Origin of the sequence: Vibrio ponticus (assembly GCF_009938225.1) — a bacterium.
Classification (GTDB): domain Bacteria; phylum Pseudomonadota; class Gammaproteobacteria; order Enterobacterales; family Vibrionaceae; genus Vibrio; species Vibrio ponticus.
On the sequence record NZ_AP019657.1, the window covers coordinates 2973503 to 2993644 of the forward strand.

Sequence of the window (20142 nt, forward strand, 5' to 3'; positions counted from 1 at the left end):
CTAATCTTCGGTAAACAGATATTCGACACCAGTGGTCTGGCATGCCATCAGTAGTGCGGTGTAGTCGAGCTCAAACTCAATTCGATCACCCACTTTGAGATCTTGTTGGCAATCCTCGATGTCCACTAATGTGTGGTCACTAGTTTGACCTAACAACTTGATTGAATCGTCGCATGGATGGCAGCCATCATGCGGGACATCTTGTAAACCAAACGCCAGTAAAGCACGTTTACGCGTACCATGATCTTCAAACTCTTTAGTTTTTAAGAAGGCATCCACACCAAGTTCACCTATGGGTACAGTTGGTTTTGCATTGAGCTCAATAATTTCCGCGGAAAGAATGTACATATCAGAGCAAGCTAAGCCGACATCTTTTTTTGAGTGGTGGTAATTATCGAGGTATTTCATCTCGACGTATTCGATACCAAACTCTTGTAGACCACCAAGACGAAGGTGATCTAAGCCTTCAGGCCAAATGCCTTTGTCCATTAGGTGGTAGCTTGTACAGTTACCCGCAGATGCTAATGGGATTGATTGACCGCGATCGCGTTCCAAACGAGCTTTGATGCGTTTTAGCATTTCACCATTAGTTACGGTTGGTAATACGGTACCGTAACAGTTGAAGTTTGAGCCAATACCGTAGAGGTAAAGGTTATCAAGTGACTCAATAAGATTGATTAGCTTAAGGATTTGCTCGTAGTGTTCAAACCATACTCCTTCGCGTAAATCGCCCAAATCTATCATCAATAGCACACCGTGTTGGCGGTTTTGTTTTTTGGCTTCTGCAGAGAGCGCTCGAATAACGCTTTCTTCACTATTTAAGCTGAGATCGGCTAGGCGAATCACATCTTCAATCTCGCTCAATACAGGGCTACGGAGTAGGCATTTTAAACAGTCGATGTGTTTGATTTTTTCTAGATTGTAAACACGAGATTCAGCGACAACTTGAACTCCGCCATCAACCACAGCTTGTGCGGTTTCAGGACAACCATTAAACACTTTGTTGACAGCCATCATTGAGACGCCAAATTCGCCAAGATCTTTGATTGCAGCTTGGGTGTTTTCCTTTAGCTTGCGGGTATTAATTGTAAGCGTAGGCTTATACATAAAGACTCCTTAACAAGGGAGAAGCGAGGCTCCTCCCTAGCAACATTACGCATTAATTTTTTCTTGAGCGAGAGCATGCTCAGGGGATGAATTGCGTTTTTGACCACGGTTATACAGCACCACTGAGAAGACGATAGCGACTGCAGCACCACCAAAGATTTGCGCTGTATCCAGCCAGAAGTTACCCATTTCGATGCCTTCTGGTGGGATGAATAGAATCGCAATTGCAAAGATGATTGAAGCGAGACCCATACCTGAAATTACGTAAGGTAGAACCTTTCCTGGAATTTCAAATGAGCGGTGTACATCCATGCGAGTCTTACGAAGCACCATGTATGCAGAGAACATAAGTAGGTAAGGCACGAAGTAACATACTGTTGTCATCGCAGAAAGAATCCAGTAAGCGCCTTCAAGTGATTCACTCAAGAATGAAGAAAAACACATGATGGTCACTAAAATTGCCTGAATAATCATTGCCATGTAAGGAGTGTCATGCACAGGATGCATTTTTACTGCAATGCTGTTTGGAGCAAGAATTTTTGCTTCTGTCGCAGCTTCTTGGAACATATAGATAGGACCAACCAACCACGAGTTAATTTGACCAATAGCACCAAAGAACAAACAACCACCGATGACACCTGACAGCCATGGAACGCCCAGTTCTTTACTCGCAAAATCAATTGATTGGCTGATACCAGATACGACGTTCAATTGGTTAGCTGGGAAGATGGTATTGATTGCGATAGTTGCCAACGTGTAGATGCCGACAATCAATAATGATGCGATGATCATTGAGCGCGGGAAATCACGTTGTGGGTTTTTCATTCGTCCTGCAACCATGCCTGTTACTTCTAAACCAGCAAAAGCAAACATTGCAGAGGATGCCAATACGATATTAGAAAGTTTGGAGAAATCAGGGATAAAGCTTGCGGTTTCAGACACGTAATCAGTCTGCATTGGACGACCAGACATTAGCCAGTAAATTGCGACTAAACCGATGATGGCGGCTGGAATGAAAATACCTAAATACACCGATAGGCTATTGACGATATTCGTGAACTTAAGACCGCGCATATTAATCAGTGTTAACACCCAGAAAATTACCGCGGATCCGACCCCAATAAACACTTTATTTTCAGCAATTTCAGGTGATAGTAGGTTTCCGCTTACCGCTGCAAAACCAAATTGCAGCATTAATGGGAAAAACACTACACAAGAAAATAGGAAGCAAACGGTCGAAACCCAACCGACGCGAGCACCGAATGCCTCTTTTACCCAAACAAAGATACCACCGTCTTTTGGCCAACCAGTGGCAAGCTCGCCACATACCATAGACAGAGGGATGATCATAAATAATGCGGCAACTAACCAAATAGCAATAGCTGATGGACCATAGCCCGCAACCATAGGAATAGAACGCAAAGCCAATACAGCAGCGACCGCCATAAACACGGCTTCTTTCGTTCCCATTAAATTTTTATTTTCTGACATAACAACGTCCTTATACTTCCAAAGATCCCGCGCAATGCACGGGATCAATTGATGAGGATTAGTAGATATCTTGGCCTACGATGTCTTCATAAGTGTCTTCGCGACGGATTAGACGGTCAGTACCGTCTTTATCAATCATTACGACGGCTGTACGAGGACGGTTGTTGTATACAGTCTGGCTTTCGATGGTGTATGCGCCAGCATCTAGGAATACCATCACATCGCCAATTTCAGTGTTGTTTGGTACAGCGAAGAATTCTTCTTTGATACCGACGTGGAAGTAGTCACCACCATCGCATAGAGGACCTGCTAGTTTCACGTATTTGTCGTGTTTTTCTGCCACTTTTGATGCGTTGAATACGTAGAAGAACCAGTTAAAGTGTTGGCTATCAGAAAGCTGGCTGTAACCCGCATCAACGAATGTCCAATCAACTAGTTGTTCTACATTGCCGTCTAAATCGTAGAAAGTTTTCGTTTTTTCGCATGAAACTTCAGTGAGAAGTACGGCCGCAGAACCAACAACTTTTCGACCTGGTTCGATAACGATTGCGATATCTTCACGCCATTTATGTACTTCAGAAATAATAGCGTCAGCAAAGTCTTGCGACGTGATACCTGCATACATGTTGTCTTCTAGTGGGTTACCGTTTTCTTCGTCGTATTTGTATGGTGTTGGGATACCACCACCAACGTTAATCAGTTCAAATTGGATGCCTAGTTTTTCTTCTAAACGACGACACTCATCCACCATTACTTTGGTTGCTTTAGCAAATGGTTCCGCTTCTGGTACTTGGTCGCCTACGTGCATGTGTAGACCTTTTAGAGAAACGAAAGGCATTTCTAGAATACGACGACAAGTTTCTTCAGCTTGTTCTAGGTCTAGACCGGACTTAGCGTGGTAAGCGGTTACAAGTTCAGCGTGAGTGGCTGATGGTACGTTTGGTTCAACACGCACACATACGTTAGCGACTTTTTCTAGGCGACGAGAGATTGCATCGATATGGTCTAATTCGTAAATACTATCGACGTTGATTAGATATAGGTCGTTTGCGATTGCGAACTCAAGGTCCACCGGCTTTTTAACTACGCCGTTGAAGACGATTTGTGAACCTGGGAAGCCAACTTCAAGGCATTTGCGTACTTCGTACATAGAGTTTGCTTCTGCGTAAATGCCTGCGTCTTTGATCGCTTTTAGTACTGACATTACAGAACAGGCTTTTGATGCAAAGAAGGTTTTTGTATTTTTGTGCGCAGAGAATGCTGCTTCAATTTCACGAATATTACGGACGATTTCATGTTCAGAGTAAACATATAGAGGTGTGCCGTATTTTTTCGCTAGCGATTCTAGTTCTACATCTTCGAAATGAAGCTTGTTATTGATTGTTTTAAATCGACGGTCGGTATCGATAATTTTTTCGCGTTGTAGGTTGAAGTTATTCATTTCAAAATCAGACATTTTTATATTCCTTTCTAAAGTTTGTCTTGTGACATCCCCTATAGAGCAGAAACTGTGCCAATTTTATTTTATTTTTAAGGTGTTGATTTTTAATGATTAAATTTCATTTGTGAGTTTGCTCACCTATAACCGAAAATTAAGAATTTAACGGATACTGCTTAGATTTAACCAAAATTCGTTATTGATTTTAGATGTAAAAAAAGCCCCAGTACTGGGGCTTTTTACTTTTGGCGTCAGTGGTCAATTATCACTTGATCACCGGGAAGCTCACTTGTACTTTCAAGCCGCCTTCACCCCGGTTATTGACCACCACCGAGCCGTTATGTTGGCTTACGATACGTTTAACAATCGCCAGTCCCAACCCCGTTCCTTCACTGCCACGCGCGGTGTCGCCACGGGTGAAGGGTTCGAACAGTTTCGCGACCTGATCGGTTGCAATACCAGGGCCGTTATCTTCAATGCACACCCAACACAGTTTGTTGTCTGCGGTCATGCCAGTGGAGATTTTTATCCAGCCATTACCATAGCGCACAGCGTTAACCACTAAGTTACTCACTGCACGTTTCATCGCAATTGGGCTACCGAATGCAGGCTTAACATTGCTCAGCTCGGTGACCATCTCGATATGCTCACCGCTGCCTTCTGAGTTGGCTAAGTCTCGGGCGATCTCATTGAGGTCGACTTCGGTGAACGACTGCTTGTTTACTGGCTTAAGGTAATCCATAAACTGGCTGATGATCTCGTTACACTCTTCGGTATCGCTAATAATGCCTTCTGCTAAGTAGCTATCTTCTGGTGACATCATTTCGGTGGCGAGACGAATACGCGTCAGTGGCGTACGCAAGTCATGACTGATGCCCGCCATCAACAGTGCGCGGTCTTCTTCCAATGCCTGAATCCCTTTCGACATTTGGTTAAAAGCGCGCGTTACTGAGCGAATTTCGGTGGAGCCTTTTTCTGGGATCGGCGGCGGAATAGCACCGCGACCGACACCTTTAGCGGCTTTTTCCAACGCCAACAAAGGTCGATTCTGCAAGCGCATAAATAGCCAACCACCGGCGATGATCAGCAGCGCCATCAGTAAACTGTTGCGAAATAGTGGGGTAAAGTCCTCTTCTTGTAGTTCAGAGAGCGGAATGCGGATCAGTGAATCAGGCAGCGCTTGAATATTGATCCATAACACATAGCTATCTTCGCCTTGCGCCATGCGCACGTCGGTTGGTGTACCGAGCTCATGGCTCATCTCTTCACTCATTAAATCAATGCTGATCGCATGGTGATACTGATTGGCGATTTCACTGTCTTTGGCATGTACGGTCACGCCAAGACGTTCGAGAACCTGACGGCGCATGGGCGCATCCATCGCTAGAGCGTTTTCCGTGGTATCGGAATCGTCCAGCATCAGGTTGATTTCATAGCTAAGAATTTTGTTGAACTGTTGCAAACTTGGCAGCAAAGCGTAGTTAAAAACGGCGTAGTAAGAGTAGACCTGGCTGGCAATTAGTAGCGTGATGAACAGTAACAAAGACTGAGTAAAGGAACTGCGAAAACGCATAAACTTAACCTATTAGATGATAGGAACGAAAAAGTGCGAGTCTGAACTCGCACTTGTTGGGATAAGTTGGCTTACGCTTCTTTGCCATCTGGCACGAAAACATAGCCCAAGCCCCACACGGTTTGGATGTAACGTGGTTTACTTGGATCCACTTCTAGCATGCGGCGTAGACGTGAGATTTGTACGTCGATTGAACGCTCCATCGCTGAGTATTCGCGACCACGTGCCATGTTCATTAGTTTATCGCGAGACAGTGGTTCACGAGCGTTGGTAACCAGCGCTTTCAGTACCGCAAATTCACCGGATGTTAGCGGCATCGCTTCATCACCACGGTACATTTCACGTGTACCAAGGTTCAAACGGAAATCACCAAACTCGACTACCGACTCTTCTGCGCTTGGTGCGCCCGGCAATTCAATCGTTTGACGACGTAGCACCGCTTTGATGCGCGCAAGAAGTTCGCGTGGGTTAAACGGTTTTGGTAGGTAATCATCCGCACCGACTTCTAAACCAACGATACGGTCAATTTCGTCACCTTTGGCGGTGAGCATCAAAATTGGCAGCTCGTTATTGGCATTACGTAAGCGGCGACAGATCGACAGACCATCTTCGCCCGGTAGCATCAGGTCGAGTACCATTAAATGGAAGTTTTCGCGCGTCAGTAAGCGGTCCATCTGTTCGCCATTGGCGACACTGCGCACTTGGAAGCCTTGCTCCGATAGGTATCGCTCCAACAGCGCACGTAATCGAGCATCGTCATCTACTACGAGGATTTTATGATTTTCTTGCATTGAAACACCTTATTCAAAAGCAAAGCATAGTGCTAAAAATGTATCACTGTTTGTAAAAGCGTGCTTGCTCAAATTGTTACTCTTTTTATCCTAAGCAATATTTTGCGGTCTAGGATGGTCTTTGCGCCGCAATTTATTCTTTCGGCTAGTGAGGGATTTAGCAGTAATTGTTGCTGTGAGCGCTGACATAATCGGCAAAGTGTAAGTTTTGCATCAACTCTTATTATGCACACTTTTACCGTCGGCTTTTTTATGTCAATGTGTCGCCATTGCGAATTGGGTAACTACAATTACACCTGTTATGAAAACTAACCTAATTACACGTGAAGGCTACGATCGCCTGAAACAAGAACTCGATTTTCTGTGGCGAGAAGAGCGCCCTGAAGTGACAAAAAAGGTCACTTGGGCTGCCAGTCTTGGCGACCGCAGTGAAAATGCGGATTACCAATACAATAAGAAACGTCTGCGCGAAATTGACCGTCGCGTACGTTATCTGCGTAAACGCCTTGAACAAGTCAAAGTGGTTGATTACGCCCCGCAACAAGAAGGCAAGGTTTTCTTTGGTGCTTGGGTCGAAATTGAAAACGAACAAGGTGATATCAAGTCGTTTCGTATCGTTGGTCCAGATGAAATCTATGGGGATGCTAAGAATTACATCTCGATTGATTCGCCAATGGCGCGTGCGCTACTGAAAAAAGAAGTCGATGATGAGTTTTGTGTAAGAACTCCCGATGGCGATAAAGAATGGTTTATTAACCAGATTCGCTATCAAGATACGCTTTAACCCCTTTTATTAGGGTGAGAGTAAAGAATTGCCTCACCCTCACATAGATACCAAATAAAGAGATTGCACGGATGAGCCAAGCTATCTGCAAACTAATCGCTCAGGAACTTAATGTACGTCCTGAGCAAGTGATTGCTGCTGTTAACCTTATTGATGACGGTAACACAGTGCCATTTATCGCTCGTTACCGTAAAGAGGTAACGGGCGGTCTAGACGACACCCAATTACGTAACCTAGACAGCCGTTTGGCTTACTTGCGTGAGTTGGATGACCGTCGTCAAACCATTCTGAAATCGATTCAAGAGCAAGGCAAGCTAACGGCTGAGCTTGAGCAAGAGATCAATCAAGCTGACAGCAAAACGCGTTTGGAAGACCTTTACTTACCTTACAAGCCAAAGCGTCGCACCAAAGGACAAATTGCGATTGAAGCTGGGCTTGAGCCTTTAGCTGATACGCTATGGAATCAGCCACAAACAGAGCCTGAGAGCGAAGCGGCGAAATACCACAATGCAGAGCATGGCATCACGGATAACAAAGCCGCTTTAGATGGTGCGCGCGCGATCATCATGGAACGTATTGCTGAAGATGCTAACTTGCTTGAGAAGATCCGTAATCACCTTAATCGCAATGCTGAGCTAGTGGCTCGAGTGGTGACAGGACAAGAGCAAGCGGGTGAGAAGTTTAAAGACTACTTTGAACACAACGAAGCACTCAATAAAGTGCCATCACACCGCGCGCTGGCGATGCTGCGTGGTCGCAACGAGGGCTTCTTAACCCTAGCGATGAATGCCGATCCTGAGCAAGAAGAGGGCGTACGCCAATCTTACTGCGAAACTCTGATCGCCGATCATTACGGTATTTCATTGAGCCAAGCGCCAGCCGATGTGTGGCGTAAACAGGTGATCAGCTGGGCATGGCGCATCAAAGTATCGATGCACATGGAAACTGAGCTGATGGGGGCGATGAAAGAGCGCGCGGAGATCGAAGCGATTGAAGTGTTCGCGACTAACCTTAAAGATCTGTTGATGGCAGCGCCAGCCGGTCCGCGTGCAACGCTGGGTCTCGATCCGGGTCTACGTACCGGTTCGAAAATTGCGATTGTTGATTCGACAGGCAAGGTGTTGGCAACAGAGACCATCTACCCGCACCCACCACAAAATCAATATGATAAATCGGCGCAAATCGTTGAGCAGTTAGTGCGTAAGTACAACGTTGACCTGATTGCGATTGGTAACGGCACGGCGTCGCGTGAAACAGACAGTTTCGTTGCTGACGTGATTAAACGCGGCAACCTGAAAGCGCAAAAAATTATGGTCAGCGAAGCGGGCGCTTCGGTTTATTCCGCATCTGAGTTGGCAGCGAAAGAGTTCCCGAATCTCGATGTATCCATTCGTGGTGCCGTTTCAATCGCGCGTCGCTTGCAAGATCCGTTGGCAGAGTTGGTAAAAATCGATCCGAAATCTATCGGTGTGGGTCAATATCAGCATGATGTGAGCCAATCTATGCTGGCAAAACGCCTTGATGCGGTCGTGGAAGACTGTGTAAACGCGGTCGGCGTGGATGTGAATACCGCTTCGGCAGCACTACTTAACCGTGTTGCAGGCTTGTCGACGACATTGGCACAAAACATTGTCGATTACCGTGATGAAAATGGTCGCTTTGAAAGCCGTACTACATTGAAGAAAGTGGCGCGTCTTGGACCTAAAGCGTTCGAGCAGTGTGCGGGCTTCCTACGCATTATGGATGGTAAAAACCCGTTAGATGCATCATCGGTGCACCCAGAAGCTTACCCAGTGGTGAAAGCCATTGCGGAGAAAAACGGCAAGCAGGTAAAAGCGCTGATTGGTGACTCAAGCTTCCTGAAAGGGTTGCATGCGGTGGATTACACCGATGAAAACTTCGGTCTACCAACAGTAACAGACATCATCAAAGAGCTGGACAAACCGGGTCGCGACCCGCGCCCAGAGTTTAAGACCGCGACGTTTGCGGATGGCGTAAATTCAGTGTCAGACCTTGAAGTCGGTATGGTGTTGGAAGGTGTGGTATCTAACGTGGCGAACTTCGGTGCGTTTGTTGATATCGGTGTGCATCAAGATGGTTTGGTGCATATTTCTGCTCTGACCGATCGCTTTGTTTCTGATCCGCGTGAAGTGGTAAAAGCCGGCGATATCGTGAAAGTGAAAGTGATGGAAGTGGATGTGCAGCGTAAGCGTATTGCACTTTCGATGCGCCTAAACGATGAACCGGGTCAAGATAACCGCACCCAGCGTAGTGCCGCTCCTCGTGGTGGTAACAACCAGCGCTCACAAGGTCAGCGTCGCCGTGAAGAGCCTGCGAGCAATGGTGCAATGGGCGGCGCGTTTGCCGCTGCTTTTGCTAAAGCGAAACGCTAATTGTCGAGATAAATAAAAAGCCCCGCTCAATGAGTGGGGCTTTGTTTTATCTAGGTATTCACTCTATTTCTGGTTAAGAGTAAGAGCGACTACAACACCGCAATGACCTCTGAAGGCGTATGTGGCGCAACAGCATGACCGTAACGAAATTTAATTACGACCCGACGTTTCGCCATTCGACCTTCGGTTATCGCTGCATCGATAACGCGCTTGGGTAAACGAAACCGCATTGCGTAGCCTTTACCTTGCTGATTGCTGTAACTCGACAGCGCGAGTAACTCAAACAAACGATCCAATGGGTTCTGTGGCGGGTCATGTTGAGAAGCATCAGTTACCTGCTCGTCATCGGCGCCATAGTTTGGATGTTCGGCGGGGTCCCACGCTGACTCACGTCGGCGTTTATCTTCCCCGCTAATTTTGCGTTCAGCATTACTTTTGGCTAGTGCAACCGTAGGGACAATAGGCTGCCGAATACGATTGTCTCGCGCCGTTTGTTCCGTATGCACATTCACCGATGGGGCGATAAGTGGCACGCTCACGTTAGTGGGTGACACGATCATAACCGAGACCTCCTCAGTTTCGCCCGCTGACATTGGCTAATGTCAGCTGACAATATTATCGGCGGCAATGGTCAAAAATTTAGCGGTTTCTACAAAAACTTGGCACTTGAATGTGTAAATAGATGTATATCATCCATTTAGCTGGGAAAATTCGGTCACTTGTTGGCAGAACAGTTCAAACTCAGTCATAAACGGTGCGTGAGAAGATTGGCTAAACACATAGCTTTGGCTATTGGGCATCAGTTGTGACACATCTTCGGCTACTTGCACTGGTACTAAGCCATCTAAGCGACCATAAAGGCGCAGTGTTGGTACCGTGACTTGATCAAGCAGGTGGCGATAATCCACATCACCGAGTAGGTTTAAACCTGCCAGTAGCGCCTGTTGATTCGGCACTGGACGCGAGAGCACCGCTTGTTTGAGTGCTTTGAGGTCTTGTCTTGCTGATGGGCTGCCCATCGCTTGCAGGGCGATAAAGCGTTCAATCGTGAGCTGAAAGTCATCCAACAATTGTGCGGTGAAGGCTTTGAGGACTTTGGCTTGAATGCCACGCCAAGGTTTTTGCTCAGAAAAACAGGGAGAGCTGGCAACCGTGATCAGAGCGTGAATCCGCTCAGGGTGGTGCAGGGCAATATGCGAGGCAACTAAACCGCCTAATGACCAACCCAGCCAAATTGCCTTTTTGGGTGCCTCTTGCAGGACTTGTTCGGTGAGATCCGCCAGTGTATTGAAACTGGCTTGGTGACTATGACCAAAGCCCGGTAGGTCAACGACGTGGACGCGAAAGGATTGGCTTAATACCTCTGCGGTCTGCTGCCACACCGCACCATTCATGCCCCACCCATGTAAAAGCACCAGATCTTTACCTTCGCCAATGCTTTGCCAATGTAACTTTGCTGCTGTTGTCTCAACTTCTACCACTTAAATCATCCTTTCAAGCTGACTGCTGTTGCACTATGAAATAAATCCTTAGCCTTGAGTGGACTATGTTAACGCAATGGTGGCAGAAAAACAGGCAGCGATTGGTTGCACATTATTGCCAGCATTGTGGCTTGGCGCTTGAGGCAAGAGAGGGCTCATCGAGCTTGATTTGGTTGCTGTGTCGACGTTGCCAAGAGGCACTGCAGGTACCGCGCTGTCGTTGTTGTGGTATCGCTTGCTTACAAGAGGTCGACTATTGTGGGCAGTGCTTAACATCCCCTCCGCTATGGCGACACTTATATTGCGTTGGTGATTACACCCCGCCACTTTCGCACTACGTGCAGCGACTTAAGTTTAACCAGCAATTGCATCAAGCCGATGTTTTAGCGCAGATGCTGGCGCAGCAAATTACCTCTGACGTTGAGGCGATCACTTTTGTTCCGCTACATTGGCGGCGTCAGTTTGGGCGTGGGTTTAATCAGAGTGAATTGATTGCGAGAGCTTTAGCAAAACGGCTCGGTTTGCCTTGTATTGGGCTATTTAAACGTACTCGCGCCACCAAAGCACAGTTGGGTATGAGCCGTAAGCAGAGGCAACAAAATCTTACAAATGCGTTTGAGTTGTCTGAAATCAACCGCTATTCCTCGCTGGCGATTGTTGATGATGTGGTGACGACTGGCAGCACCGTTCAGCAATTATGCAAATTACTGCTTGATGCCGGAGCCAAAAGCGTTGATATTTATTGCATCTGCCGTACTCCTGAACCGCATAGTGAGCGATAAGTTTACGATTTGTCCTTAAAGGACTAGATCTGAAAATTTTCAGGAGTAAAATGGTCAACAAATATCCTACAAATTTACTCAGGTATTCGTCGTGTCAAATCCAATTACTATTAGCCAAAGCGCTCAAGAACACTTTGCTAAACTGCTAGCTCAGCAGCCAGAAGGTACTAACATTCGCGTGTTCGTGGTAAACCCAGGTACGCAAAACGCTGAATGTGGTGTTTCTTACTGCCCACCAGAAGCGGTGGAAGCTACAGATACAGAGTTAAAGTTTGAGGTTCTTTCAGCTTATGTTGATGAACTTAGCCTGCCTTTCCTAGAAGATGCAGAAATTGACTACGTGACTGACAAGATGGGTTCTCAGTTAACGCTTAAAGCACCGAACGCGAAAATGCGTAAAGTCGCTGATGATGCGCCGCTTGTTGAGCGTGTAGAGTATGTGATTCAAACCCAAGTGAACCCGCAATTGGCTGGTCACGGTGGTCACGTTAGCCTAGTGGAAATCACTGATGAAGGTGTTGCTATCGTTGCATTTGGTGGCGGTTGTAATGGCTGTTCAATGGTTGATGTCACGCTAAAAGAAGGCATTGAGAAAGAGCTACTACAACAGTTTGAAGGTGAACTAACCGCAGTACGTGATGCTACTGAGCATGACCGTGGTGAGCACTCTTACTACTAATCACTGTTGAATATGATGACAAAAGGCGCTTACGAGCGCCTTTTTTGCAACTGACTTCCCCACACAATAGAGAGCATTGCGCTTTCAAACCGGATTGGGAACAGATCTTAGGTTGCGCAATTAAGTACTTGAGAAACTGGTTTAAATTATTGTCTTCTCATATATTAAGAATCTATATTCAGGTTAGTTAGCGCGAGCAAAGGAGATATCTTGTGAGTAGAAAGACGCTACCAGAGATCCTGGACAAGCAAACCGTGGCGCAATCACGTTTGTTTGCCATTGAAGCGTTGGACTTACGCTTTAGTAACGGTGAAGAGCGTACTTATGAGCGCATGCGCCCAAGTGGTCGTAATGCGGTGATGATTGTGCCTGTGACCGCGCAAGGTGATTTACTTTTGGTGCGTGAGTACGCCGCGGGTACTGAGCGCTACGAGTTGGGCTTTCCTAAAGGGTTAATCGACCCAGGCGAGAGTGCGATTGAGGCTGCCAACCGCGAACTCAAAGAAGAGATTGGCTTTGGTGCCAATCAGATCGTGCCATTAAAAGAAGTGGTGTTAGCGCCGTCTTATTTTTCTAGCAAGATGACGTTATTCGTCGCGCAAGATCTTTACCCTGAAAAACTAGAAGGTGATGAGCCTGAGCCACTAGAGTTGGTGCGCTGGCCATTAGCTCAAGCAGAAGAATTATTAACGCACCTCGATTTTAGCGAGGCGCGCAGTATTACCGCACTGATGCTCGCTTTGAGATACCTAAAACCATAATAGAGTACGTGCCAAGGATTTATTTATGCCAATAACCCAAGACTTATCGCATCACTTACCAGCCGTGATTGATGTGGCGCGCGCTGCAGGTCAGCTGATTTTAGACATCTACCAAAAAAAGCAGTACGAAGAATTTATCAAAGCCGATGAGACGCCTGTGACTAGCGCCGATCTCGCTGCGCACAAGTTTATTGTCGAAAAACTGTCTGAACTAACCCCTGATATCCCGGTACTTTCTGAAGAAGCGGCGGACATCAGCTTAGAGCAACGCTCGCAGTGGGATCGCTACTGGCTAGTTGACCCATTAGATGGCACACAAGAGTTCATTGCTCGTAGCGGCGACTTTGCCACTATTATTGCCCTGATCGAGAACCACAAGCCGGTGATGGGCGTGGTGTATGGTCCTGTGTCTGGTGTGACTTATTATGCCTACCAAGGCAAGGGCGCATGGAAGATCCCTGACATGAATGAGAGTGTGCGTATTACCACCCATCAACATCAAGGTCCTCAGCACCCAATCGCGATTGCGATTAGTCGCCGCCAAGATATCAACCGCATTACTAGCCGTATGAGCACTGCATGGAATTATGATTTAGTACCATTAGGCTCTGCTGCACTCAAAGCGTGTTTGGTTGCCGAAGGTGCGGTGGATTGTTATCTGCGCCTTGGTCCAACCGGTGAGTGGGATACCGCCGCAACGCAATGTATCGTCGAAGAGGCTGGTGGACGCATTCTTAGCACCCAACTTGAACCGCTTTCTTACAATGAACGTGACACGTTAGAGAACCCGAACTTTATCGTCCTCGGTGATGAGAACTTGCCTTGGAATGAGATCTTGTTGGTTAAAGATTAGAAGAGCGGAACGCCCAGCGTTGCTGGGCTACGGATTTTGGAACGCTGCGCTTACGGAACACTTCGTTTCGGGAACGGTAATTGGAACGCTTTGCTACGGAACATTCCATTCCGGGAACGTGCCGTAAACAGCACTTACGGAGAGTAGTACGTTACGTTTTCGCACTCATGATATCGATTTTTGTCATCCTCGAGATGTGTAGCCGAGTCGGGTACCTCTAGCGAAGAGCTCGCTTTCAGAATAACCAGATTCCCTATCACGCGCTGCCGCGCGGTATGGAATGACAATCTTTTGTTTGAGTATCCAGTCTTGTAAGTTCGCTATTCAGCATAAGAGTTCTTAATTTTGTCATCCTCGAGAGGCGTAGCCGAGTCGGGGATCTCTAGCGAAATGCTCGCTTTCAGAAAAACCAGATTCCCTATCACGCGCTGCCGCGCGGTCTGGAATGACAATCTTTTGCTTCAGTATCCAGTCTTATGAGTTCACTATCCACTGCCCAGCTCAAGATACGTACCTCCCGAAGAGAGGCGTAAGCCGAACGTCCCGTATCCGTGAGCGTAGCGTTCCCGATTCCGTATCCCCGTATCCGTGAGCGCAGCGTTCCCGATTCCGTATTCCCGCTCCGCTTCACTTATTCCCCGCCGTGGAAAAACCGTCAAAATCCGCTTTGTTGAGCAAAATCAACGTGTCACAAAGTGGGACTTGAAGCACATTTCTTATCACGAAAATTCAACAACTATCCCTTTTATCAATATGAAACCGTGACTCTCGATTCGTAAGTTATTGATGTTCTCATCACTAAACGTGACCTTGAGCCCATAATTTTCGTCAAAATAATTTTTGTGATTTTGACGTCAAGTTTAAGTGGCTGATTTTATTGTTTTTATATTTTTGTCTCGAAGCGTAATTTGAATTGGATCACTCTATTAACACGATTAATTTTACGCTGAAAAATAACTACTTATATTGCCTGTCATTGGATTTTCTTTTTTGGTAAGTGCAGCTGTTTGGCTGCGTGTTATGTGTTTGAAAGGTAAGTAAGATGTTGAAACCAACTTTGATTGCAGCTTCAGTGTTAGCAACTTTGAGCGGCTGCTCGTCTCTGCAAAACTCACAACAAGTAGTCGATTTGCTCGCAGACAACTTAGATATTCACTACCAAGTTGTGACTAACCATGGAGCCAATGATGGCTTAGCGTGTGAAAACTTAGGTGCGGAATGGGCATCATGTAATCAAGTGATTATGACGCTAGAAAATCAAGGTGATGCGGTTAATGGTAAAGATTGGGCGATTTACTTCCACAGCATTCGCTTAATTCTCGATGTGGATAGCGACCAATTTAAAATCACTCGTGTCACTGGTGACCTACACAAGCTAGAGCCAACCGATAAATTTGATGGTTTTGCCGCAGGTGAAAAAATTGAATTGGGTTTGATTGGTGAATATTGGCAGCTATTTGCGACCGACTTTATGCCGGGCGCGTTTATCACCGCACCAGATGCGCAGCCAAAAATGATTGCTTCACTCAACACAGAAGATGTGGCGAGTTTTGTGTCAGGTTTAGAGGGCGATAACCTAAAACGTACACCGGATGACAACAATGTGTTCGCCACAGCTGTTACCCGTTTTGAAAAGAACGCCGATCTTGCCGAGCAAAATGTATCGACAACACTATTGCCAACCCCTCTGATTGTCGAAGAAGGGCAAGGCGTGGTGAGTATCGCTAAGGGCATTAAGCTCAACAATGCTGATTTCTCAGCAGAGCAGTACGCTGCACTGCAAGCGCGCGCCAATCTACTTGAAGTGAACCTTGCCGGTGAGTTAGCCGTCAATGCTGCGATTGTACCGAGTGAGTTTCCTGAAGATTTAGCGAAATCTGGTGCTTATGAGTTAGTGATCGCTGAAGATGGCATCAAGATCGTAGCATTTGACCAAGCAGGTCTGTTCTACGCAGTGCAATCAATTTTTGCCTTAACGGGTGAGCAAGAGACACTACCAGTATTACGTATTATTGATGCGCCGCGTTTTGATTACCGTGGCGTGATGGTGGATGTCGCGCGTAACTTCCACAGCAAACAAGCGATTCTGGCGACGCTAGACCAAATGGCGGCGTACAAGATGAACAAATTACACCTTCATCTGACTGATGATGAAGGTTGGCGTTTAGAAATACCAGGCCTTCCTGAGCTAACCGACATCGGCGGCCAGCGTTGTTTTGATTTGGATGAACAACAATGTTTGTTACCGCAGTTAGGCTCTGGTCCTTCTTCTGATAATTTTGGTTCGGGCTACTTCAGTAAAGCTGACTACATTGAGATCTTAAAATACGCGGGTGCACGTAACATCGAGGTGATTCCTGAAATCGATATGCCAGCTCACGCACGTTCTGCAGTTGTTTCAATGGAAGCGCGTTACGATCGCTTAATGGCGCAAGGCAAAGAGCAGCAAGCCAATGAATATCGTTTGATGGACCCACAAGACACATCGAATGTTACGACGGTACAGTTTTACGATAAACACAGCTTTATTAACCCATGCTTGGACTCATCGACTCGTTTTGTCGATAAGGTAATTTCTGAAGTCGCAGCGATGCACAATGAGGCAGGCATGCCACTGACGACTTGGCATTTCGGTGGTGATGAAGCGAAGAACATTAAGCTGGGCGCAGGTTTCCAAGATATTAACGCGCAAGACAAAGTGACGTGGAAAGGCTCAATTGACCTGTCTCAACAAGATAAGCCATTTGCTAAATCACCTCAGTGTCAGGCGTTGATTAAAGACGGTACCGTGAGTGACTTTGCTCATCTACCAAGTTACTTCGCTGAAGAAGTGTCTAAGATTGTTGCGCAAAAAGGCATTGCGAATTTCCAAGCGTGGCAAGATGGCTTGAAGTACAGCGAAGGTGGTGAGAAAGCCTTTGCTACTGAAAATACCCGCGTAAACTTCTGGGATGTTCTGTACTGGGGCGGCACTTCTTCGGTGTATGAGTGGTCAGCGAAGGGCTATGACGTGATTGTGTCAAACCCAGATTACGTTTACATGGATATGCCTTACGAAGTTGACCCACAAGAGCGTGGTTACTACTGGGCAACACGTGCGACAGATACTCGTAAGATGTTCGGCTTTGCACCAGAGAACATGCCACAAAACGCTGAAACTTCGGTTGACCGCGATGGCAATGGTTTTACGGGTAAAGGCACCATCGAAGCGAAACCTTTCTACGGTTTGTCTGCGCAGCTTTGGTCAGAGACAGTACGTAACGATGAACAGTATGAATACATGGTGTTCCCACGTGTTCTAGCCGCAGCAGAGCGCGCATGGCACAAAGCGGATTGGGAAAATGAGTACCAAGTGGGCGTAGAATATTCGCAAAGCACCAACTTAGTGGATAAAGCTGCACGTAACCAAGATTACAACCGCTTTGCTAACGTACTTGGTCAACGTGAGTTGGCGAAGCTAGAGAAAGCAGGCATCGATTACCGCCTTCCAGTACCAGGGGCGAAAATTGAGAACGGTAAGTTAGCGATGAACAGTGCATTCCCAGGTATTGAGTTGCAGTACTCAATCGATGGTCAAAACTGGCTAACCTATGCTGACGATGCGCGCCCAAGCGTAAGTGGTGAAGTGTGGATTCGTTCAGTCTCAGCCAGCGGTGAGAAAGCGAGTCGCGTAACCACGCTGAAGTAATTAAACAGTTAGTTAATCATTAAATGGATTTAAGTTGTTGGTAAGCCAAAGCGCCCTGCAGATGCAGGGCCTTTTTTTTGGTTCGGAGTCGGGAACGCTGCGCTTACGGAAGGGGGAGCGCTATGCTGATGGAACACTTGGTTTCGGGAACGTGCCGTAAACGGCACTTACGGATGTCTCCCGAAGAGAGGCGTAAGCCGAACGTCCCGACTCCGTAAGCGCAGCGTTCCCGATTCCAGCTCTTAGGCTTTAGAATAAATATCGCGCTCACCTAGCCAGCGATCGATAATAGCTAAAGCATTTTGAGGGTAGTTGTCGTGAATATGACGTGCGATGCGCTGAACTTCTGGAACTAGGCGTTGATCTCGAACTAAATCCGCGATCTTAAAGTCAGCCATACCAGTCTGCTTGGTGCCAAGCAGCTCACCGGGACCGCGGATCTCCAGATCTTTCTGCGCAATGACAAAGCCGTCGTTACTTTCACGCAGTACGCCAAGGCGCTTTTGTGCTGTTTTGGATAGCGGGGCATGGTAAAGCAGTACACAGTGACTGGCGACGGAGCCTCGACCAACACGACCACGCAACTGGTGTAACTGAGCTAAACCAAGGCGCTCGGGGTTTTCAATGATCATTAAGCTCGAGTTGGGTACATCTACGCCCACCTCAATCACTGTGGTTGCGACCAGTAAGTGCAATTTGTTGTCTTTGAAGTCCTGCATGACTGCCTGTTTTTCTGCTGGCTTCATACGACCGTGAACTAAGCCAATCTTCACATCCGGTAAGATACGTTGCAGCTCTTCTGCGGTATCGGCTGCCGCTTGTGCTTCTAAGACTTCCGACTCATCAATCAAAGTACACACCCAATACGCTTGCTTGCCTTCGTTTAAACAGGCATGACGCACACGTTCTATGATGTCATGGCGCTTGGTATCCGGGATCGCGACAGTTTGTATTGGCGTTCGCCCCGGAGGCAGTTCATCAATCACCGACGTTTCTAAGTCAGCGTAAGCCGTCATCGCCAGAGTGCGAGGAATCGGTGTGGCTGTCATGATCAGCTGGTGTGGGAAGCTACCTTGTTTCTCGCCTTTGGCGCGCAGCTCTAGGCGTTGGTGAACACCAAAGCGGTGCTGCTCATCGATGATCACTAAGGCTAAGTTGTGAAACTCAACATGCTCTTGGAACAGTGCATGTGTGCCGACTACCATTTGTGCTTCACCGCTGGCAATACGTGCCAACTCAGCTTCTTTCGCTTTACCTTTGAGCTTACCAGCCAGCCAACCGACTTGAATGCCCATGCTTTCAAACCAATTAGCAAAGTTGAGTGCGTGCTGCTCGGCAAGCAGTTCGGTTGGTGCCATAAGTGCCACTTGATAACCGTGCTCAATCGCACGCACTGCGGCAAGGGCAGCCACTAAGGTTTTTCCTGAGCCTACGTCACCTTGTACCAAACGCATCATAGGGTGAGGCTTGGCAAGATCTTGTTCAATCTCACCGACTACGCGCGCTTGGGCATTGGTTGGCGAGAACGGCAATTGGCTTAGCAGCTGTTGTTTGAGCTTTTCTACCGCTGGCAAAGCTATCGCCACATCTTGTTGTCCTTTACTGCGTACCGCGAGCATAGAGAGGTTCTGCGCCAGCAACTCTTCCATGATCAAACGCACTTGCGCTGGGTGCTTACCTTCATCAAATTGCGCCAAATCGATATCTGGCGGCGGGCGATGAATGGTGTGCAGCGCTTGCGCGAGGGTGATCTGATGTGGGTACAAGCCACTAGGCAGTAGCTCTTGTACGGCAGCTTTATCGAGTAGCGCTAATGCTTGGTCAGTTAAATTGCGCAGGGTAATTTGGCGCAGACCGTCAGTGGTTGGGTAGACAGGCGTTAAGCTTGGTTCTGTCTCCGCGACTTGGTTTGGCGCATAGAACTTGTAATCAGGATGGACGATTTCCAAGCCATAGTTGCCACGTTTTATCTCACCATAAGCATGCACGGTTTTGCCTTCACTAAAGTTGTTTTTCATTCCCGCAGTGAAGTTGAAAAAGCGTAAGGTGAGCGTGCCGTTACCGTCGCTGATTTTTACCGTCAGCATTTTGCGCTTACCAAATAAGGTATCCACGCTCATGACTTTGCCTTGCACCGCCGCCCACAGACCAGCATGCAATTTGACGATAGGGTAGACACGGGTACGGTCTTCATAACGCAGCGGCAAATGGAACAACAGATCCTGCACACTGCACAAACCAACCTTCTCTAATTTTTCCGCTACTTTAGCGCCGACGCCACTTAAAGACGTCAGAGGGATAGCAGACAGAAGTTGCGACAT

General features: G+C 47.1%; 15 protein-coding genes. 7 read left to right on the forward strand and 8 right to left on the reverse strand.

Going from position 1 to position 20142, the window contains the following annotated elements; genetic code table 11:
* The 5 genes from GZN30_RS13420 to ompR all read right to left on the reverse strand — a co-directional run bounded on the left by GZN30_RS13420 (position 1) and on the right by ompR (position 6400).
* A complete protein-coding gene (locus tag GZN30_RS13420; RefSeq protein WP_075652044.1) occupies positions 1-1107 on the reverse strand; it encodes an alanine/ornithine racemase family PLP-dependent enzyme in 1107 nt (368 codons plus the stop codon).
* Positions 1108-1152: 45 nt separating this feature from the next.
* Entirely contained in the window at positions 1153-2598 is a 1446-nt protein-coding gene (locus GZN30_RS13425; protein ID WP_075652046.1) for an APC family permease, read from the reverse strand.
* 58 nt (positions 2599-2656) lie between these two features.
* Positions 2657-4054, reverse strand: a complete 1398-nt coding sequence (gene lysA / locus GZN30_RS13430; RefSeq protein WP_075652048.1) for an ornithine/lysine decarboxylase DokD — start codon at positions 4052-4054, stop codon at positions 2657-2659.
* A 247-nt stretch (positions 4055-4301) separates the two neighbouring features.
* Positions 4302-5609, reverse strand: coding sequence for a two-component system sensor histidine kinase EnvZ (gene envZ / locus GZN30_RS13435; RefSeq protein WP_075652050.1), 1308 nt, complete (start codon positions 5607-5609; stop codon positions 4302-4304).
* Between the two features lie 71 nt (positions 5610-5680).
* Positions 5681-6400 (reverse strand): osmolarity response regulator transcription factor OmpR, encoded by a 720-nt coding sequence (gene ompR, locus GZN30_RS13440; protein ID WP_075652052.1) that lies wholly within the window; start codon positions 6398-6400, stop codon positions 5681-5683.
* 301 nt (positions 6401-6701) lie between these two features.
* Here ompR and greB point away from each other — a divergent pair, with 301 nt between their 5' ends.
* A complete protein-coding gene (gene greB, locus GZN30_RS13445) occupies positions 6702-7184 on the forward strand; it encodes a transcription elongation factor GreB (RefSeq protein WP_075652054.1) in 483 nt (160 codons plus the stop codon).
* A gap of 71 nt (positions 7185-7255) precedes the next feature.
* Positions 7256-9577 carry a Tex family protein gene (locus GZN30_RS13450; protein WP_075652056.1) on the forward strand — a complete coding sequence of 774 codons (2322 nt, stop codon included), beginning with the start codon at positions 7256-7258 and terminating at the stop codon, positions 9575-9577.
* An 89-nt stretch (positions 9578-9666) separates the two neighbouring features.
* Here the strand turns inward: GZN30_RS13450 and GZN30_RS13455 are convergent, their stop codons facing one another.
* Together GZN30_RS13455 and bioH are read right to left on the reverse strand one after the other, a co-directional pair.
* Positions 9667-10137, reverse strand: coding sequence for an ATP-dependent Lon protease (locus GZN30_RS13455; protein ID WP_075652058.1), 471 nt, complete (start codon positions 10135-10137; stop codon positions 9667-9669).
* A 129-nt stretch (positions 10138-10266) separates the two neighbouring features.
* A complete protein-coding gene (bioH, locus tag GZN30_RS13460) occupies positions 10267-11058 on the reverse strand; it encodes a pimeloyl-ACP methyl ester esterase BioH (RefSeq protein ID WP_075652060.1) in 792 nt (263 codons plus the stop codon).
* Positions 11059-11123: 65 nt separating this feature from the next.
* Here bioH and GZN30_RS13465 point away from each other — a divergent pair, with 65 nt between their 5' ends.
* The 5 genes from GZN30_RS13465 (at position 11124) to GZN30_RS13485 (ending at position 17821) form a co-directional block, all read left to right on the forward strand.
* Positions 11124-11840 (forward strand): ComF family protein, encoded by a 717-nt coding sequence (locus GZN30_RS13465; RefSeq protein ID WP_075652062.1) that lies wholly within the window; start codon positions 11124-11126, stop codon positions 11838-11840.
* 91 nt (positions 11841-11931) lie between these two features.
* Positions 11932-12519 carry a Fe-S biogenesis protein NfuA gene (nfuA, locus tag GZN30_RS13470; RefSeq protein ID WP_075652064.1) on the forward strand — a complete coding sequence of 196 codons (588 nt, stop codon included), beginning with the start codon at positions 11932-11934 and terminating at the stop codon, positions 12517-12519.
* Between the two features lie 212 nt (positions 12520-12731).
* Positions 12732-13280: an ADP compounds hydrolase NudE gene (nudE, locus tag GZN30_RS13475; RefSeq protein ID WP_075652066.1), complete on the forward strand. Its 549-nt coding sequence runs from the start codon at positions 12732-12734 to the stop codon at positions 13278-13280.
* Between the two features lie 25 nt (positions 13281-13305).
* Positions 13306-14133, forward strand: a complete 828-nt coding sequence (cysQ, locus tag GZN30_RS13480; protein ID WP_075652068.1) for a 3'(2'),5'-bisphosphate nucleotidase CysQ — start codon at positions 13306-13308, stop codon at positions 14131-14133.
* 1042 nt (positions 14134-15175) lie between these two features.
* Positions 15176-17821 carry a beta-N-acetylhexosaminidase gene (locus tag GZN30_RS13485; RefSeq protein WP_075652070.1) on the forward strand — a complete coding sequence of 882 codons (2646 nt, stop codon included), beginning with the start codon at positions 15176-15178 and terminating at the stop codon, positions 17819-17821.
* A gap of 242 nt (positions 17822-18063) precedes the next feature.
* On the opposite strand, the gene recG is transcribed toward GZN30_RS13485, so the two are convergent.
* A complete protein-coding gene (gene recG, locus GZN30_RS13490; protein ID WP_075652072.1) occupies positions 18064-20142 on the reverse strand; it encodes an ATP-dependent DNA helicase RecG in 2079 nt (692 codons plus the stop codon).

Bases quoted from the DNA above. Each gene is read 5' to 3' on its own strand.
- cysQ (WP_075652068.1), top strand. From the start codon at position 13,306: ATGCCAATAACCCAAGACTTATCGCATCACTTACCAGCCGTGATTGAT.
- lysA (WP_075652048.1), bottom strand. From the start codon at position 4,054: ATGTCTGATTTTGAAATGAATAACTTCAACCTACAACGCGAAAAAATT.
- GZN30_RS13465 (WP_075652062.1), top strand. From the start codon at position 11,124: ATGTTAACGCAATGGTGGCAGAAAAACAGGCAGCGATTGGTTGCACAT.
- GZN30_RS13425 (WP_075652046.1), bottom strand. From the start codon at position 2,598: ATGTCAGAAAATAAAAATTTAATGGGAACGAAAGAAGCCGTGTTTATG.
- GZN30_RS13485 (WP_075652070.1), top strand. From the start codon at position 15,176: ATGTTGAAACCAACTTTGATTGCAGCTTCAGTGTTAGCAACTTTGAGC.
- GZN30_RS13420 (WP_075652044.1), bottom strand. From the start codon at position 1,107: ATGTATAAGCCTACGCTTACAATTAATACCCGCAAGCTAAAGGAAAAC.
- recG (WP_075652072.1), bottom strand. From the start codon at position 20,142: ATGTCGCAACTTCTGTCTGCTATCCCTCTGACGTCTTTAAGTGGCGTC.
- envZ (WP_075652050.1), bottom strand. From the start codon at position 5,609: ATGCGTTTTCGCAGTTCCTTTACTCAGTCTTTGTTACTGTTCATCACG.
- GZN30_RS13450 (WP_075652056.1), top strand. From the start codon at position 7,256: ATGAGCCAAGCTATCTGCAAACTAATCGCTCAGGAACTTAATGTACGT.
- GZN30_RS13455 (WP_075652058.1), bottom strand. From the start codon at position 10,137: ATGATCGTGTCACCCACTAACGTGAGCGTGCCACTTATCGCCCCATCG.
- ompR (WP_075652052.1), bottom strand. From the start codon at position 6,400: ATGCAAGAAAATCATAAAATCCTCGTAGTAGATGACGATGCTCGATTA.
- greB (WP_075652054.1), top strand. From the start codon at position 6,702: ATGAAAACTAACCTAATTACACGTGAAGGCTACGATCGCCTGAAACAA.